The following is a 16,989-nucleotide window of genomic DNA, read 5'->3' as shown; positions in this document are numbered from 1 at the left end:
CAGTTACATGTCATTAAACACTCACAAAAGTAATAGAGAATGGAGTCGCGTCTGCCTTTACTACTTTTTGAGTGACATTTACTTGTACTGAGCTGACATTAATAGCAATATCAACTCAGCTCTTTTATCGCTCTACTTATTCCATCTAAACTCAGCGCATACATGCGGTTGTTCATCAGCTCTTTAATAAAACCTATTGATTGATAGTACGGCCAGTGTTCAACGGGTTGTGGGTTGAGCCAAGCCACTTTATCAAAGTGATTTGTGACACGTTGTAACCATACACTGCCGGGCTCTTCGTTGTAGTGCTCTACCGAGCCGCCGGGGTAGGCTATTTCGTACGGGCCCATAGTGGCATCGCCTATAAATATTACTTTGTAGTCGCTGGTAAACTTATTAATTAGCGTCATGGTGTCTATTACGTTTGAGTGGCGGCGTTGGTTGTCTTGCCACACGTGCTCATATAGGCAGTTATGAAAGTAGTAAAACTCTAAATGTTTAAATTCGCCATGGGCGGCGCTAAATAATTCTTCGCAGGTATGAATGTAGTCATCCATTGAGCCGCCAATATCAAATAGCATGAGTACTTTTACTGCATTGTGGCGCTCTGGTGCCATTTTTACGTCAAGCATACCGCCTTGTTTTGCGGTAGCGCGAATGGTCTCGTTTAAATCTAGCGTGTCGCTGGCGCCAGTGCGGGCAAATTTACGTAGCTTTTTAAGGGCAAGTTTAATAGTACGCGAGCCAATTTCACGGTCGGAGTCTAAATTGCGATATTCGCGTTTATCCCACACTTTTACTGCTTGGCGGTTACGGTTGCCGTCTTGGCCTATGCGCACACCTTCGGGGTTATAGCCATAAGCACCAAAAGGTGAGGTGCCGCCAGTGCCAACCCATTTATTACCGCCTGCGTGGCGTTTTTGTTGCTCTTCTAAGCGCTCTTTTAGGGTTTTCATTAGCTCGTCGAGGCCGCCCATGGTTTTAAGTTGGGCTTTTTCTTCATCGCTAAGGTTTTTTTCAAACTCTTTACGCAGCCAATCTTCTGGTAAGTTGTGCTGTTGCTTTAAGCTCTCGAGCAAATCAAGGTCGGCAATACCACTAAAGTAGTCGCTAAAGGCTTTGTCGAATCGGTCAAAGTGCGTTTCGTCTTTTACCATTATAGTGCGTGCTAAATGGTAAAAAGCGTCTACGTCGGCAAATATAACACCCTTTTTTAAGGCGTTAATTAAATCAAGCAACTCGCGCAGGCTTACCGGTAAACGGTATTTACGCAGCGTGAAAAAAAACTGTACTAACATGTTAGGGCCTGTTTATCTTTCGAGGTTAAATTTGCAGCAGTGTGTTTGGTATTTAGGCAAGGCAGAGCCTATGTAGTGTGGTTATTCCCCATAAATAGGCGATAACGCAGCATAAATACCAAACACGCGCTGCCTGAAGGTTCGTCCTAGGGACGATTAACTCTTTGTTGCTCGGCTTTTACTTAGCCCACTAGGTTACAAACCTCGTGCCACGATTAAATCGTCCTTAGTTAGAACAAATTTTAATCCTGAAAGGTCAACAGGCCCTAGCGGCTCATAAACGCGAGTTTTTCGATTAGGCTTATGTCTTGCTCATTTTTAAGTAATGCGCCAAACATTGGCATTAAACCGCCTTTTTTAGCTTTGTCGTGGAGTGTTTTTGCGTCTATATCTTCTGCCATAAGTAGCTTTAACCAGTCGAGTAATTCGCTGGTAGATGGCTTCTTTTTAAGACCGTTTGCTTCACGTAGGTTAAAAAACACTTCGAGTGCTTGGCGTACTAAATCTTGCTTAACGTTAGGGTAGTGCACGTCAATAATTTGCTGCATTTCATCGGCAGATGGAAAATCAATGTAATGAAAAAAGCAGCGGCGTAAAAATGCGTCGGGCAGCTCTTTTTCGTTATTAGAGGTGATGATCACAATAGGGCGCTCTTTTGCTACTACTCGCTCGCTGGTTTCGTAAACATGAAATTCCATTTTATCGAGCTCTAACAGTAGATCGTTTGGAAACTCAATATCGGCTTTGTCTATTTCATCTATTAATAATACAGGGCGTTTACCGTGTTGGTCGGCGTAAGTAAATGCTTGCCACAGTTTGCCTTTGACTATGTAGTTACTAATATTGTGTACGCGCTCGTCGCCCAGCTGGCTGTCGCGCAGGCGCGAAACCGCATCGTATTCATACAAACCTTGCTGCGCTTTGGTGGTCGATTTAATGTGCCACTGAATAAGTTCGGTATCTAAGCTTTTTGCCAGCTCTTCAGCTAGCATGGTTTTACCTGTACCCGGCTCACCTTTAATTAAAAGTGGTTTTTCGAGCATAATAGCCGCGTTTACAGCTTGCTTAAGCGCAGAGCTGGCGATGTAATTGTCGGTTGAATTAAATTGCACTTTATTACCTTCTTTTCGTCACAGGTCAGATGAGTTTTTATAATCCTATCATGCCATAGTTAACCGGCTTCACCAAGGTAGCTAAACCGAGGAATAGTTTTGCCATCTTTTTCAACTGTTTCGCTAAACATTTCTAAAGGGCGTGCCCATATACCAAACTCACCGTATAGCGCTTGGTAAATTACCAGTTGCTCACTGGTTTCGCTGTGAGTGGCTACATAAAGCACTTTGTACTGTGCCCCTTTGTAGTGTTGGTATATGCCTGATTTGAGGGAAATTGGTTTTATTGCTGTAGTCATGTTTTGATCTCTTGTATAATTTGTTTCTGCACTTTTAATGCTAACTAATTTGCCAATACTATGAACTATATTACGCTAGATGATTACAAAAAAGCATGGGTTTTTCGCCATAAAGACATGCCTGTTTCAGCCGACGATGCTGCAAACATTAAACCTATGAGCCTTGAGCGCGCAGCTGTACTGTGGACAACTATGGTGAGCCGTGAGTTTGATCACCCTGATTTTTTTGATAAAACAGATTGGTGTGGTCAAGATGAAAGTTATAGCCAAGAAGTAAACTGGGAAAGCGCATGGGAAAACGGCGATGAACAACTTCCCGAAGCTATTTTAGCGCACTTAGATTGGCAAGCTAATACCACTGTTTATTTTTGCATGGCACGCGACAATATTATTGAAACCACCTTTGATGTGTTTAAACGCAACTGGCAAAACTTTATGTTTTTAGCCGACGGCAGTTTACTCATAGGTAAAAAACGCAATACTGTAGTGCAGTTTTTAGAGTCGGGCATAGCTAAATTAGGTGAAAAGCCAAGCGCTTAATTTAGCACTCGGCGCTTAAAAATTATGCAGTACTGTGTTATAAAACATTTACCTAAGTGTTTTTGAGTACGGCAATTGGCAGCAAAAAATGAGCCTGTTGGCGCGCCACAACAAGTTGAAATGTGGCAAGCCGATGCAAAAAAAGTGTTATATGCACAATTGTGTAATGCATTTTATCAACGTGAGGTTCAGCGTTTAGTCGCTGAGCCTAATAGCGATAGGCTGCGTCGCCAATTAAAAAGTCTACCTTATTACATTGAACGTGCTGCCACATTAGTTGCTAATACAAGCTCGCCTTTTAAACTAGATTCGCAAAATGGCTCTTGGCTTGCAAAGCAAAAACCGACCCCACCAGAGATTAACATTCAAGCAAATGAACTTTTTTATCAACATAATGCCAAAGTCGGGTTAATAATCCCTATTTTAGTGCGTAGTGATGAGCAAATTCGCGTTAGAATAGACAGCCTAGACCAAGTAAGCGACAATAAAGTGCATTGTAATGAGCTAGGTTGGTTTGCGTTTTCGGGGCAGGGACTTGAGCTGCCAAACGCGCAATTATTAACGCCGAGTAAAGTGTCATTAACCGCGGCGTGTTGCGGGCACCAATGGCAGTTTTCAAAGCGTTGTTTGCCACGGGTTTTATCGCTGCGCGAAATGCTACTGGCAGGAAGTATAAATTGGCGCAATGTAAAACGATTACAAACGTAACTTGGTTAATTAAATAAGTTTATTTGAATTTAAAATAAGGAGTGTTAAATGCGGTTTTTTCAGGTTGGCTTGTTATGTTTAGCACTGTTTGTGCAGTATAGATTGTGGTTTGGCCATAATGGCGTACAAGACTACACACGTTTAAAAAGTGCGGTTGCATCTCATTTACAAACTAACGAAAAATTGATTAAACGCAATAAAGTATTAACCGCCGATATAGAAGATTTAAAGCTTGGCCATGAAGGCATAGAAGAGCGCGCACGTAACGAATTAGGAATGATTAAAGCGGGCGAAACATTTATACGTGTTTTACCAGCTCAACAATAATATGACAAATAAACCAACTATAGCTGCCATTATACCTGCTGCCGGGGTTGGTAGCAGAATGAAACATAATGCACCTAAACAGTATATTAAATTAGCAGGTAAAACTATTTTAGAGCATACGCTCACAAAATTATCTGCTTTAGCGCAGCTTAATACAATTGTTGTAGCCCTAAATGAAAACGATCCTTACTTTGAACAATTGCCAGTGATTGATGCGCGCATTGTGCGTACTTGTGGCGGTAAAGAGCGTGCAGATTCCGTTTTAAATAGTTTGCTTTTTTTAGCCGCCAACCCGCCTGACTGGGTACTTGTGCACGATGCTGCCCGCCCGCTAGTTACTATTGACGACATAAATACACTTATAAATGAGTGTATAAGCGCCGATGAAGGCGGAATTTTAGCCAGTAAAGTAAAAGACACTATAAAACGTGGCCATATTTATGCTGAGCAAACCGTACCCCGAGATGATTTATGGCAAGCCCTTACTCCGCAGTTTTTTAAATACGAAGATCTTAAAAATGCGTTGCAAAATGCACTGGCAAGCGGCGCAGTTATTACCGACGAAGCAAGCGCCATTGAATGGGCTAACAAGCCAGTAAAATTAATACCAGGGCGTAGCGATAATATTAAAATAACCACTCCTGAGGATTTAGACTTGGCTGGTTTTTTACTTCAAAAACAACAAAACGAGAATGCATTATGATACGAATAGGTCATGGTTTTGACGTGCATAAATTTGGCGGTGTTGGCCCATTAACTATCGGCGGCGAAAAGATTGATTATCCGCAAGGTTTTTTAGCGCACTCCGACGGCGATGTTGCTATTCATGCTCTGTGCGATGCTATTTTAGGCGCGCTTGCAATGGGCGACATTGGTAAACACTTTCCAGATACGGCCAGTGAATATGAAAATATCGACAGCCGAATATTACTGCGTCATGTGGTGAGCTTAGCTAAAGAGCAAGGTTATGTATTGGGCAATGGAGATGTAACTATAGTGGCACAAGCGCCAAAAATGTTGCCTCATATTCAAGCTATGCGTAGCAACCTTGCAAGTGATTTAAACTGCGAACTATCGCAAATAAATGTTAAAGCTACAACCACCGAAAAGCTCGGTTTTGAAGGGCGAAAAGAAGGCATTTCGAGCCATGCAGTGGTAATTATGAACAAAGAGTCAATGAGTAAAACAAACGCATGAGCGATTTAAATTATTTATACGGCGCACCGTTATCAAAAGCTGACTTTAAAACCACAGCCGAAGACTTTATGGTAGATGAAGACTTAGGCATTGAGTTTACCGGTAGCGGCGAGCATGTATGTTTGCAAGTAGTAAAAAAAGGCGAAAACACCCAGTACGTAGCAAAGTTAATTGCGCAGCGAGCTGGGGTATCACCACGCGATGTAAGTTATGCCGGGATGAAAGATCGCCACGGAGTGTGTTCGCAGTGGTTTAGTGTAAAAGTACCCATTAAAAAACCGATTGATTTTAGTGATTTAAACAGCGAAAGCGTGTTTGTTGTATCGCAGCAACGCCACGAACGCAAACTGAGAACGGGCTGTCATAAAGGTAATAAATTTACTATTACGCTGCGCAATGTTACCGATCCTCTGGATATTTTGTGCCGTATTAATGCGGTACGCAGTGGCGTGCCTAACTATTTTGGCGAGCAACGCTTTGGCCGTGATGGTCATAACCTGGTAATGGCTGAAAAAATGTTTGCAGGTGAGCGTATTCGCGATAAAAAATTACGCGGTATTATTATTTCTGCAGCGCGCTCGCATGTATTTAATCAACTCGTAAGTTTACGAGTAAAGGAGCATGGTTTAGCTAAAACCATGCACCGTGAAGTATTTATGCTCAGCGGCAGTAACGCCTTTTTTGAAGACGCTATTAGCGATGAAAATATTGCCCGCCTAGCCTCTGGCGATATTATGATGTCGGCACCTATGGTAGGTAAAAGCGAAAAAGGGCTCACCGAACAAGAAAAAGTATGGCTTGGGCCTTATCAGTCTTGGTGCGATGGTTTAGGCGAGTTAGGGCTAAAAAATGAGCGCAGAATGCTGCGTTTAATCCCGCAAGATTTTAGCGTAGAAACCATAGATGAAAGCACTTTAAAGTTAAGTTTTGGTTTACCAAAAGGCTGTTTTGCTACGGCATTATTACGTGAGCTGGTGGATTACACAGACGCAAGCCCACGCGAGCGAAAAGAAAAGGACAGCAAAGATGAAGATCCTATTAAGTAACGACGATGGTGTAGGCGCTAAAGGTATTGCGGTGTTATATCAAGCATTAATGCAAATTGCCGAGGTCACTTTAGTTGCCCCCGACCGAAACTGCAGTGGTGCAAGTAACTCGTTAACTTTGCTTAACCCACTGCGTGCTACAAAGCTTGAAAATGGCTTTATATCGGTTAATGGTACACCTACTGACTGTGTGCATTTAGGCGTTAACCAGCTTGTTGATGAAATGCCCGATTTAGTGGTCGCAGGTATAAACCACGGCGCTAATTTAGGTGACGACACTTTGTACTCAGGCACGGTAGCTGCAGCAACCGAAGGACGCCATTTAGGTTTGCCTGCTATTGCGGTGTCTTTGTGTTCGCACCACGGCGAGCATTTTGAAACGGCGGCAGCGGTAACTATAAGTATTATTAAAGGTTTAGCGTCGCATCCGCTACCAAAAGATCAAATTATAAATATTAATGTACCCGACATTCCTCTAAGCGAATTAAAAGGCGTGCAGGTAACGCGTTTGGGTGCGCGCCATAAAGCCGAAACCATGACCAAGCAAACCGATCCTTGGGGTCGAGATATTTACTGGTACGGATCTTTAGGGACAGAAAGTGATGCTGGAGAAGGTACCGATTTTCATGCAATTAATAATGGCTATGCCTCGGTTACCCCACTGAGTGTTGATATGACCGCTAACGAGAGCATTAAAGCGGTAGGGGAGTGGTTAGCTGATTTGGAGATAAACCGTGCTGGCTAATTATACCCGCAGCGCCAAGGCGCTATCAGCGCTATTACAGCGTGAAGGTGTTGAGGATACGCAAGTACTAGATGCGATTGCACAAATACCACGACATATATTTGTGGGTGACGTGCTGCAACATAAAGCGTATCAAAATACTGCGTTACCAATAGGCCAAGGGCAAACTATTTCGCAGCCTTATATTGTGGCGCGTATGACCGAACTGTTGCAATTAGCTGGTGTGCGCGACAAGGTGCTAGAAATAGGCACAGGATCGGGCTATCAAACGGCAATACTGGCTAAAATATTTACCAAGGTTTACTCAGTAGAGCGTATTAAAGCATTACAATGGCAAGCTAAGCGCCGTTTACATCAGCTCGATTTATATAATGTGGCAATGAAACATGGCGATGGCTGGCAAGGTTGGGAGTCGCAAGCGCCGTTTAACGGCATTATAGTCACCGCAGCCGCGGCTAAAATCCCGCAAGATCTATTAGCTCAATTAGCAGATGGTGGTGTGTTACTTGCCCCAATTGGCGAGCAAGAGCAAAAATTAACTATGGTTATTCGCAATGGCAATAACTACACAGAACACGTAATTGCGCCGGTTAGATTTGTACCGCTAGTCGCTGGTGATATTGAATAGGAATTCATTTTGAAGTTGTTTACTAAGTTATACGATATGGCTCTAGTGTGGGCTAAGCACCGTCATGCTGAGCGTTATTTAGCTGCAATGAGCTTTGCAGAGTCTGTGTTTTTTCCTGTCCCTCCTGATGTAATGCTGGCACCAATGTCGCTTGCTCAGCCTAAAAAAGCATGGCGGTTTGCAAGTTTTGCCACTATAGCGTCTGTTGTTGGTGGCATAGTAGGTTATTTACTTGGCTTTTGGTTATTTGAACCGGTTGTTGAGCCACTTATAGTACAAATGCACTGGCAAGATAAATTTGATATTGCACTTGATTGGTTTAAAAACTATGGCGTGTGGGTGGTGTTTATAGCCGGTTTTTCGCCTATTCCTTATAAAGTATTTACTATAGGCGCAGGGGTATTACAAATGGCATTTTTGCCGTTTTTAATTGCGTCTGCAGTAGGGCGAGGCGCTCGGTTCTTTTTAGTTGCTGCACTGATGAAGTGGGGCGGTGTTAAAATGGAGCAAAAATTACGTCAATACATTGAAGTGCTTGGATGGGCAGTTGTGCTTTTAATTGCAGTTGCATACATTTTATTACGTTAAGCACTATAAAATAATGTTATTAACATAAGGAGCTAAATACAGTGAATAAACAAATAAAATGTTATGTTGCTTTATTTATTAGTATTTTGCTCTTTGCTTGCTCGTCTAACCATGTTCCGGCGCCTGTCAGTAGTTTAAATAATGATGTTAATAATTACGGCAGAAAAATTAACATTAATGGCGATAAATATACTGTTCAAAAAGGCGATACACTTTATTCAATTGCATTTAGTGCAGGCCAAGATGTTAGAACCTTAGCAAAAAATAATTCAATACCAGCACCTTACACAATATTCCCCGGGCAGAGTATTTCCTTTTCTGCCATAGCAAAAAAAGACAAAAAGACAAAAAAATATACTCCTCCTATTAAAAAAGTCGCAAAAACTTCACAAAAAAATAACAATAAATCAAAGAAAGAGCTTGATAAGCCTAAACAACGAGGGTATGTTCAGAAACAAGCCAATAAAAAAATTAGTAACTCTAAGCATTTGTCGAGTAGTAAAGTGCAGTGGTTTTGGCCAGCAAAAGGCAAAATAACACAACGCTTTTCGAACAAGGAAAATGGCTACAAAGGCTTACAGATTGCTAATAAAAAAGGGGCTGCCGTTTTAGCCGCCGCACAAGGAACAGTGGTTTATGCGGGTAATGCGCTTCGAGGTTATGGTAGTTTAATTATTTTAAAACATAATGATGACTACTTGAGTGCTTATGCACACAACTCGAAACTACTTGTTAAAGAAAAACAGGAAGTTAAGGCTGGACAAAAAATAGCAGAGATAGGAAATACAGAATCTGCGGTAACGGCACTTCGTTTTGAAATTCGCTACCGAGGGCAAGCTGTAAATCCTGCTAAGTACCTTCCCTAATTTTTAAAGATATTGATAACTTGCTCAGGAGAAGTCTTATGGCTGATGCAGCAAAAGTTGATAAAAACACCCTCGTAGATAATAAATTAGATGAAACTGCTGTTGATGATGATTCAACACCGCTGCTTGAAGCTGTGGATGATGACGTTTTTGTCAAAGAAGAAGTCACTAAAAATTTAGATGCTACTCAGCTTTATTTAGGCGAAATTGGTTTTTCTCCGTTGTTAAGCGCTGAGGAAGAGGTGTTTTTTTCTCGTAAATCTTTAAAAGGGTGCGAAGCGTCTCGCAAGCGCATGATTGAAAGTAACTTGCGCCTTGTAGTAAAAATTGCTCGTCGTTATAACAACCGAGGTTTAGCGTTACTTGATTTAATTGAAGAGGGTAACTTAGGCTTAATTCGCGCCGTAGAGAAGTTTGATCCTGAGCGTGGCTTTCGATTTTCTACTTATGCAACATGGTGGATACGCCAAACGATAGAACGCGCCATTATGAATCAAACGCGCACTATTCGCTTGCCAATACATGTAGTAAAAGAACTTAACGTATATTTACGTACCGCGCGCGAGCTAACTCAAAAATTAGATCATGAACCAACCGCCGAAGAAATAGCAGCTTGTTTAGATAAGCCGGTTGAAGATGTCACCAAAATGCTGCGCTTGAATGAAAAAATAGCCTCGGTTGATATGCCGATCGGCGGCGAAAACGATACCGCTTTGCTCGATATTATTGCCGATGACAACAATGTTGGTCCTGAGGGCGAAGTACAAAATAACGATATGAATAAACACATTGTTGACTGGTTAGGAGAGCTAAACCCAAAGCAGCGTGAGGTGTTAGCCCGTCGCTTTGGTTTATTAGGCTATGAGCCATCAACGCTTGAAGATGTTGGCCGTGAAATAGGATTAACCCGTGAACGCGTTAGACAAATTCAGGTAGAAGCATTACGTCGTTTAAAAGATATTTTGCAACAAGAAGGCTTAAGCACAGAGAGTTTATTTGAGCACTTTGCGTAAGTTTTAATAAAGTACCATGTTATGTGTAAAAAAGCTGAAGGTTTTATTCTTCAGCTTTTTTTTGTTTGTAAATTAAAGAAGTGCTTTTAATTTATAGAGTAAATCGTGAGCTTGTCGCGGTGATAGATTATCAGGATCGATAGCCGTTAACTGCAATTCTACTTCAGAAGGGCTAATTTGTTGGGCTTGATTATTAAAGGTAAATGCTTGCTGCTCAATATTAGGCGCGGTGACACTTTGGTGATTTTCGAGTAGTTTAAGCTTTTGTTTTGCCTGATTTATTACAGACTTGGGTACGCCAGCAAGTGCAGCAACTTGTAAGCCAAAGCTTTTACTTGCTGCGCCATCAAGTACCGTGTGCATAAAGGCAATAGTGTCGTTATGCTCTATGGCATCAAGGTGCACATTTACCAGCCCAGGCGTTTGCTCTGCAAGCTCGGTTAGCTCAAAGTAGTGGGTGGCAAACAAGGTTTTTGCTGATATTTTTGACGCTAAATGATCGGCAGTAGCATACGCAAGCGAGAGTCCATCGTAAGTGCTTGTTCCGCGGCCAATTTCATCCATTAATACCAAAGATTGCGCTGTGGCATTATTTAAAATCGTGGCGGTTTCGGTCATTTCTACCATAAAGGTAGAACGCCCTGAGGCGAGATCGTCACTTGCGCCAATGCGAGTAAATATACGGTCAATATTGCCTATTTTAGCGCTGTCTGCGGGTACGTAACTGCCAATATGAGCCATTAGCACTATAAGTGCAGTTTGGCGCATATAGGTTGATTTACCACCCATGTTTGGACCGGTAATTATTAACATTTTACGTTGTGCATTTAGCTCTACTGGGTTGGCAATAAAGGGTTCTTTCATTACTTGCTCAACCACAGGATGACGACCTTGTTTAATGCTTATGTTGTCGTTATCGCAAAGTATCGGCTTAGCGTAGTTAAGTGTAAGTGCACGCTCTGCTAAGTTATTTAGCACATCTAAGTCGGCAAGGGCGGCTGCCATTATTTGTAATTGCTCAATATGCGGCGCAATAAATCTAAATAGCTCTTCGTAAAGCTGCTTTTCGAGCGCTAATGCTTTTGACTGGCTGCCAAGTACTTTGTCTTCGTGCTCTTTTAGCTCAGGAATAATATAGCGTTCATTATTTTTAAGTGTTTGGCGGCGAATATAATCGGCAGGCACTAAATGCGCATTGGCGCGACTAACTTCAATAAAAAAGCCGTGTACTCGGTTATAACCAATTTTAAGGGTACTGATCCCTGTACGTGCACGCTCTCGTAACTCTAACTGATCAAGCACATCGGTTGCGCCTTTGCTTAAGTTACGCCATTCATCAAGCTCGCTGTTATAACCAGGGGCAATTACACCACCGTCGCGAATAAGTACCGGCGGGTTTTCGATTACTGCACGCTCTAATAGCGCTTGTAAATCAGGTAGCTCAGGCGATTGCTTAATAATGCTGGCAATGCGCGGATCGCTGGCATCGTTTAATAAAGTATGCAGCGGTGCAAGTGCTTGTAAGGCGCTGCGCAAACGAGTTAAATCGCGAGGACGAGCAGTGCACAAAGCAAGGCGGGCAATAACACGTTCTACGTCGCCAATTTCTCTTAATGATTCGTGTAGCTCACCACAAAGCTGTACATCTAAAATTGCGCTAATAGCGTTTAACCGCGAGTTTAGCTCGTCTTTATTACGCACAGGGGTATGAATACGGCGCTTAAGTAAACGAGATCCCATAGGGGTTGCTGTTTTATCAAGTATTTGCGCTAGCGTGTTTTCAAATCCACCCGATAAATTAACGGTCAGCTCTAAATTTTTACGAGTAGCAGCATCTAAAATAACGGCATGCTCGTTGTGTTCAAGAGTAATGGCACGAATATGGGGTAATGCAATACGTTGAGTGTCTTTAACGTATTGCATTAAACAACCTGCGGCAACTAAGGCGCAGTGGGCTTTATCAACGCCAAAACCGACTAAATCTTTTGTACCAAATTGCTCACACAATAAATGCTGGGCGGTGTCTAAATCAAATTCCCACTCAGGGCGGCGACGCGCGCCTTTAATGTGCTCAATTAAATGAACATTTTCGAAGCTTTCGCTATACAGTAATTCTGCAGGGGCGAGGCGTTGAATAGTTGAAGTAAATGCCTCGTCGGTATTAACTTCTACAACGTTAAAACGACCCGAGTTAATATCAAGGTATGCAATGCCATAAGTACCATTTTTACTCTGCCATACGCTGGTAAGTAAGTTGTCTTGGCGCTCTTGCAGTAGGGCTTCATCAGAAATAGTACCTGGGGTGACAATACGCACCACTTTGCGATCAACAGGCCCTTTACTGGTAGCCGGATCGCCTACTTGTTCGCAAATAGCAACAGATTCGCCCATTTGCACTAAACGGGCTAAATAGTTTTCTACGGCATGATAAGGTACACCGGCCATAGGAATAGGATCGCCACCGGCTTTACCGCGCTGAGTTTGCGAAATATCGAGTAATTGAGCGGCGCGTTTTGCGTCATCAAAAAAGAGTTCATAAAAATCCCCCATCCGATAAAACAATAAAATATCGCGATGCTCTGATTTTATTTTTAGATACTGCTGCATCATAGGGGTTTGTTGTTTTATAGTGTGTGGAGCATAAAGATCAAACGACATGTATTTACCCAAAGGCTGAATATGGAATTACATCAAGAGATTAAAACACTTGCTGCGCAATTAGGCGCTATTTTAACGGATAAATGCTTATGGATCACTACTGCTGAGTCATGTACTGGTGGCGGGGTAAGTTATGCACTTACCGACACTCCTGGAAGCTCTGCCTATATTGACCGTGCATTTGTAACTTACAGTAACCAAGCAAAGCAAGATTTACTAAATGTAAGTGCCGCCACATTAACGCAATATGGGGCGGTAAGCGAGCAAACGGTGCGTGAGATGGCTTTAGGCGCAATTGCAGCAACTAATGCCGATATTGCGATTACTGTATCGGGTATTGCAGGCCCAGGAGGAGCAACCCCAGATAAGCCGGTAGGCTTAGTATGGTTTGGACTACACATTAACGACAAGCAGCTGGTATTTAAACAAGTATTTACCGGCGATAGAGCACAGGTTAGACTGCAAGCTATTGTATTTTCTTTAAAAACTATAATAGAGCAGATAAAATAATAAAATTAACTTGATACTGTGATTTCATACAGTATACTTGTCGCATTAGCTGGATTTGGAGAGTAAAATGAACGATAACAAACAAAAAGCGTTGGACGCGGCTTTATCACAAATTGAACGTCAATTTGGTAAAGGCTCAATTATGAAATTGGGTGATAACAAAGCGTTAAACATTGAATCTGTATCTACAGGCTCATTAGGTATCGATATTGCCTTAGGCATAGGTGGCTTACCTATGGGGCGTATTGTAGAAGTATATGGTCCTGAGTCGTCTGGTAAAACAACGCTTACTTTGCAAGTTATCGCTGAAGCACAAAAAGAAGGCAAAACATGTGCCTTTATTGATGCTGAGCATGCTCTTGATCCAGTTTATGCACAAAAGCTTGGTGTAAACATAGATGAGCTTTTTGTATCGCAACCAGATACTGGTGAACAAGCACTCGAAATTTGTGACATGTTAGTACGCTCAAGCGCGGTTGACGTAGTTATTATTGACTCGGTTGCAGCACTTACACCAAAAGCTGAAATTGAAGGCGACATGGGCGATTCGCACATGGGCTTACAAGCACGTTTAATGTCGCAAGCATTACGTAAGCTAACAGGTAATATTAAACGCTCGAACACCTTATGTATTTTCATTAACCAAATCCGTATGAAAATTGGTGTAATGTTTGGTAACCCAGAAACAACAACGGGTGGTAACGCACTTAAGTTTTACGCATCGGTACGTATTGATATTCGTCGTATTGGTTCGGTAAAAGAAGGCGACGAGGTTGTTGGTAACGAAACCCGGGTTAAAATTGTTAAAAACAAAGTAGCACCGCCATTTAAGCAAGCCGAATTTATCATTATGTATGGTGAAGGTATTTCTAAACAAGGCGAGCTAATTGACTTAGGTGTGAAGCACAAAATTGTTGAAAAAGCAGGTGCTTGGTACAGTTACTGTGGTAATAAAGTTGGCCAAGGTAAGTCTAATTCAATTAAGTTTTTAAAAGAAAACCCAGAAATCGCAGACGAAATTGAAGGCAAGTTACGCGAAATGCTTTTACTTAAAGCAACTATTGAACCAGACGATGGTGAAGATAAGTTAGGCGATGAAGCTGACCTTTAAGCAGTATTAAATATTTAAGCTTGATTTGACCCGAGCTTTAAAGCAGCGCTAACCAGTAATGGTTAGCGCTTTTTTTGGTTTAAATTTACAACTGCCAATTTACAGATAGAGCGTAGTTACGCGGTGCACCATAGTAACCTTGAGCCCAATATAAGCTGTGTAAGTATTTTTCACCTGTGGTGTTATTAATATTAAAAGTAACGCCTATATTTTCACTCAATTTATAAGTTGCCATTAAATCAAGTAATCCGTAGGCATCTTGCTTTGTAGTCACGCTTGCGATTTTGTTAGTATCTTGGACTTGGACTCGGCTTGTTGAATCTTGCCAGCGATAATTTGCACCAAACGATAAACCATCAATGAAAGGAACTTGATAGATTGCAGCAACCTTGAGTTGATTTTCTGGGGTGTAATCTTTTACTGTGTCATCGCCATCAATGCTTAAATTACTAAAGCTAATGCTTGCACTCAAGTCATCTGTAAACTTACCGCTTAGCTCTACTTCAAAACCATTACTGTTAATACCATCCGCTGCGTAGTAACGAGTATCGTCGGGTAATGAGTTAGGTATAGCGATAGCAAGGCCATCTTGTTTTGTATCAAAGTAAGCAAGTGTTACAAAAATTTGCTCGTCTAAAAACTGGGCTTTAACACCTAGTTCGCTACTTTTACCTGTAATAGGTGCAAGTTGGTTGGCATTTATATCAAGCTCCTTTTGCGGCACAAATGTTTCTGTGTAGCTTGCATAAGCCGATAAAGACTCGTTAAAGTCATACACAGTGCCAATGTAGGGTATTAGCTGTGAGTCACTTTGTGTTTGCGCAACGCCATAAGCTGTGCCTGTTGTTTTCCAATCAGTGTAACGCACACCAGCTAGTAGACTTAAAGGTTCGCTTAATTTGATACGAGTAGAAATATAAGCAGATTTTTGCTCATTAGTTATATTGCTACCATTTACACTATCTGTAAGTGTTGCTTGTGGTATTACACCATCCCATGTTTTAAGTGACGGCATTGCCGGAAAACCATTCCCTGTAGTGTAATCGTAAAGAGATTGCTCGGTGTAATCCATTTTTGCTTGGCTCACACCCAATGACAAGTCGTGCTCTTGGCCAAATAAATCAAATTTACCACTCGCATATAGATCAAATAAGTCGTGCTTATCGCTATAATCATAACGGCTTGCGTAACCGGTTAAGCCAAGTTCGGTGTCTTTATCAGGGGTACCGTATACATAAAATAATTCAGAGTCTTGCTCGTTTTCAACATGAGCGTAACGCGCTTTTGCCACCCATGTTGCTGATAAATTTTGTTCAAGCGTTACATATACTTGCTCGGCAGTGTTATCCCAGTAAGACCAGTCAGCCGCGGTGCTAGTCGATTCGTCATAGTCTGTTGGAGTGCCATCGGTATAATAAAGTGGTAGTGCACCCCAAAGTGGGCTATCGGCATCTTTTTGTTGATTAACGTAGTTAACACTTAGCAGGGTGTTATCGGTTAACTTTCCCTCGTAGGCTAAATAAATAACGGTTTTATCTGTTTCGTAGCGATCTAGATATGAGTCGGCTTTTTGTTTGGTAAATACAGCTCTAACAGCATGCTCTTCATTAATAGGCGTTGATACATCTAAATCTAAGCGTTTTTTATTCCATGAACCGTACGAAACAGATGCATTAGCTTGGGTTGTGTAAGTTGGTTTTTTTAGCACCATATTTACAGTAGCAGAAGGGTTACCTGTACCTGTCATTAAACCGTTCGCGCCACGAACTATTTCTACACGGTCGTAAATTGAGGTATCAAGGCTGCCTTGAATTGATCCCGAGCTTTGTGGAATACCTAAACCATTAACTTGAAAATTTGTAATATCAAAGCCACGGGCTTTAAAATAAGTACGATCGGTTTCTATTTGCTCTACCGTTACACCCGGCGTGCTTTCTAGCACTGCGTTTATATCATCGAGTGAAAAATCATCCATTAAAGCGCGAGAAACAACTGAAATAGACTGCGGAGTTTCTTTTATGGTTAAACCTAGTTTGGTTGCCGATTGTGCTTCTTCGGTAATATAGTTTTTATGATGTTGACCATACACAGCAATCTTTTCAATTTGCTGCTCGCTTTTATCGTTTTTTGCAAATGCATGCCCAGATAAAATTAAAGAGGTAATAAGGCTTAGTTTAGATAAACGCAAAACTTTAGAGGACGACATGGTGTTTTCCAAAAGGTTCAAAAATAAAGCGCTTAACTTAATCTAAATGATATTGATTTGCAATTGCGTTATTGGTTTTTATTTATAACAATTTGTACTATAGGGATTAATAAAGAGTGATGAAGTTGATAAAACAG

Annotated in this window: 18 protein-coding genes; 13 read left to right on the top strand and 5 right to left on the bottom strand. The window is 41.7% G+C overall.

The window, feature by feature from the left end; genetic code table 11:
• Window positions 1-110: 110 nt before the first annotated feature.
• From H5079_RS06845 to H5079_RS06835, 3 genes are all read right to left on the bottom strand, one after another.
• Window positions 111-1,298, bottom strand: a complete 1,188-nt coding sequence (locus H5079_RS06845; RefSeq protein ID WP_182683791.1) for a VWA domain-containing protein — start codon at window positions 1,296-1,298, stop codon at window positions 111-113.
• Between the two features lie 266 nt (window positions 1,299-1,564).
• Window positions 1,565-2,410 carry a MoxR family ATPase gene (locus H5079_RS06840; protein ID WP_011327376.1) on the bottom strand — a complete coding sequence of 282 codons (846 nt, stop codon included), beginning with the start codon at window positions 2,408-2,410 and terminating at the stop codon, window positions 1,565-1,567.
• A gap of 59 nt (window positions 2,411-2,469) precedes the next feature.
• Window positions 2,470-2,709, bottom strand: coding sequence for a DUF1653 domain-containing protein (locus H5079_RS06835; protein WP_011327377.1), 240 nt, complete (start codon window positions 2,707-2,709; stop codon window positions 2,470-2,472).
• 60 nt (window positions 2,710-2,769) lie between these two features.
• Here H5079_RS06835 and H5079_RS06830 point away from each other — a divergent pair, with 60 nt between their 5' ends.
• The 11 genes from H5079_RS06830 to rpoS all read left to right on the top strand — a co-directional run bounded on the left by H5079_RS06830 (window position 2,770) and on the right by rpoS (window position 10,367).
• Window positions 2,770-3,249, top strand: coding sequence for a DUF2947 domain-containing protein (locus tag H5079_RS06830; RefSeq protein ID WP_058372700.1), 480 nt, complete (start codon window positions 2,770-2,772; stop codon window positions 3,247-3,249).
• A gap of 75 nt (window positions 3,250-3,324) precedes the next feature.
• Window positions 3,325-3,957, top strand: a complete 633-nt coding sequence (locus H5079_RS06825) for a hypothetical protein (protein WP_041454349.1) — start codon at window positions 3,325-3,327, stop codon at window positions 3,955-3,957.
• A gap of 48 nt (window positions 3,958-4,005) precedes the next feature.
• Window positions 4,006-4,284: a cell division protein FtsB gene (ftsB, locus tag H5079_RS06820; RefSeq protein WP_011327380.1), complete on the top strand. Its 279-nt coding sequence runs from the start codon at window positions 4,006-4,008 to the stop codon at window positions 4,282-4,284.
• Between the two features lies 1 nt (window position 4,285).
• Window positions 4,286-4,987: a 2-C-methyl-D-erythritol 4-phosphate cytidylyltransferase gene (gene ispD / locus H5079_RS06815; RefSeq protein WP_179808077.1), complete on the top strand. Its 702-nt coding sequence runs from the start codon at window positions 4,286-4,288 to the stop codon at window positions 4,985-4,987.
• A complete protein-coding gene (ispF, locus tag H5079_RS06810) occupies window positions 4,984-5,481 on the top strand; it encodes a 2-C-methyl-D-erythritol 2,4-cyclodiphosphate synthase (protein ID WP_011327382.1) in 498 nt (165 codons plus the stop codon). The genes ispD and ispF overlap by 4 nt, the downstream gene beginning before the upstream one ends.
• Window positions 5,478-6,527, top strand: coding sequence for a tRNA pseudouridine(13) synthase TruD (gene truD / locus H5079_RS06805; protein ID WP_011327383.1), 1,050 nt, complete (start codon window positions 5,478-5,480; stop codon window positions 6,525-6,527). The genes ispF and truD overlap by 4 nt, the downstream gene beginning before the upstream one ends.
• Window positions 6,508-7,272, top strand: coding sequence for a 5'/3'-nucleotidase SurE (gene surE, locus H5079_RS06800; RefSeq protein ID WP_011327384.1), 765 nt, complete (start codon window positions 6,508-6,510; stop codon window positions 7,270-7,272). The genes truD and surE overlap by 20 nt, the downstream gene beginning before the upstream one ends.
• Window positions 7,262-7,900: a protein-L-isoaspartate(D-aspartate) O-methyltransferase gene (locus tag H5079_RS06795; RefSeq protein WP_011327385.1), complete on the top strand. Its 639-nt coding sequence runs from the start codon at window positions 7,262-7,264 to the stop codon at window positions 7,898-7,900. Before surE ends, H5079_RS06795 begins: the two co-directional genes overlap by 11 nt.
• Window positions 7,901-7,909: 9 nt before the next feature.
• Entirely contained in the window at window positions 7,910-8,488 is a 579-nt protein-coding gene (locus H5079_RS06790) for a YqaA family protein (RefSeq protein WP_041454351.1), read from the top strand.
• 41 nt (window positions 8,489-8,529) lie between these two features.
• A complete protein-coding gene (locus H5079_RS06785) occupies window positions 8,530-9,354 on the top strand; it encodes a peptidoglycan DD-metalloendopeptidase family protein (protein WP_182683790.1) in 825 nt (274 codons plus the stop codon).
• Window positions 9,355-9,392: 38 nt separating this feature from the next.
• Complete coding sequence (gene rpoS / locus H5079_RS06780) at window positions 9,393-10,367, top strand: RNA polymerase sigma factor RpoS (protein ID WP_011327388.1); 975 nt, start codon at window positions 9,393-9,395, stop codon at window positions 10,365-10,367.
• 72 nt (window positions 10,368-10,439) lie between these two features.
• On the opposite strand, the gene mutS is transcribed toward rpoS, so the two are convergent.
• Window positions 10,440-13,025, bottom strand: coding sequence for a DNA mismatch repair protein MutS (gene mutS / locus H5079_RS06775; protein ID WP_179808081.1), 2,586 nt, complete (start codon window positions 13,023-13,025; stop codon window positions 10,440-10,442).
• 21 nt (window positions 13,026-13,046) lie between these two features.
• On the opposite strand from mutS, the gene H5079_RS06770 reads away from it, so the two are divergent.
• Together H5079_RS06770 and recA are read left to right on the top strand one after the other, a co-directional pair.
• Complete coding sequence (locus H5079_RS06770; RefSeq protein ID WP_041454352.1) at window positions 13,047-13,535, top strand: CinA family protein; 489 nt, start codon at window positions 13,047-13,049, stop codon at window positions 13,533-13,535.
• A gap of 67 nt (window positions 13,536-13,602) precedes the next feature.
• On the top strand, window positions 13,603-14,646 hold the full coding sequence (gene recA, locus H5079_RS06765) for a recombinase RecA (RefSeq protein WP_011327391.1): 1,044 nt from the start codon (window positions 13,603-13,605) through the stop codon (window positions 14,644-14,646).
• A gap of 85 nt (window positions 14,647-14,731) precedes the next feature.
• Here the strand turns inward: recA and H5079_RS06760 are convergent, their stop codons facing one another.
• Complete coding sequence (locus H5079_RS06760) at window positions 14,732-16,852, bottom strand: TonB-dependent siderophore receptor (RefSeq protein ID WP_182683789.1); 2,121 nt, start codon at window positions 16,850-16,852, stop codon at window positions 14,732-14,734.
• Window positions 16,853-16,989 lie beyond the last annotated feature (137 nt).

This window comes from Pseudoalteromonas sp. SG44-5 (assembly GCF_014164175.1).
Classification (GTDB): Bacteria; Pseudomonadota; Gammaproteobacteria; order Enterobacterales; family Alteromonadaceae; genus Pseudoalteromonas; species Pseudoalteromonas nigrifaciens.
Note: the sequence above shows the minus strand (reverse complement) of the source record. Positions and strands in the feature narration are given on the sequence as shown.

Excerpts from the sequence above, each read along its gene's own strand:
- H5079_RS06845 (WP_182683791.1), bottom strand. The coding sequence starts at position 1,298 with ATGTTAGTACAGTTTTTTTTCACGCTGCGTAAATACCGTTTACCGGTA.
- H5079_RS06835 (WP_011327377.1), bottom strand. The coding sequence starts at position 2,709 with ATGACTACAGCAATAAAACCAATTTCCCTCAAATCAGGCATATACCAA.
- H5079_RS06830 (WP_058372700.1), top strand. The coding sequence starts at position 2,770 with ATGAACTATATTACGCTAGATGATTACAAAAAAGCATGGGTTTTTCGC.
- ftsB (WP_011327380.1), top strand. The coding sequence starts at position 4,006 with ATGCGGTTTTTTCAGGTTGGCTTGTTATGTTTAGCACTGTTTGTGCAG.
- ispD (WP_179808077.1), top strand. The coding sequence starts at position 4,286 with ATGACAAATAAACCAACTATAGCTGCCATTATACCTGCTGCCGGGGTT.
- ispF (WP_011327382.1), top strand. The coding sequence starts at position 4,984 with ATGATACGAATAGGTCATGGTTTTGACGTGCATAAATTTGGCGGTGTT.
- truD (WP_011327383.1), top strand. The coding sequence starts at position 5,478 with ATGAGCGATTTAAATTATTTATACGGCGCACCGTTATCAAAAGCTGAC.
- surE (WP_011327384.1), top strand. The coding sequence starts at position 6,508 with ATGAAGATCCTATTAAGTAACGACGATGGTGTAGGCGCTAAAGGTATT.
- rpoS (WP_011327388.1), top strand. The coding sequence starts at position 9,393 with ATGGCTGATGCAGCAAAAGTTGATAAAAACACCCTCGTAGATAATAAA.
- mutS (WP_179808081.1), bottom strand. The coding sequence starts at position 13,025 with ATGTCGTTTGATCTTTATGCTCCACACACTATAAAACAACAAACCCCT.
- H5079_RS06770 (WP_041454352.1), top strand. The coding sequence starts at position 13,047 with ATGGAATTACATCAAGAGATTAAAACACTTGCTGCGCAATTAGGCGCT.
- recA (WP_011327391.1), top strand. The coding sequence starts at position 13,603 with ATGAACGATAACAAACAAAAAGCGTTGGACGCGGCTTTATCACAAATT.
- H5079_RS06760 (WP_182683789.1), bottom strand. The coding sequence starts at position 16,852 with ATGTCGTCCTCTAAAGTTTTGCGTTTATCTAAACTAAGCCTTATTACC.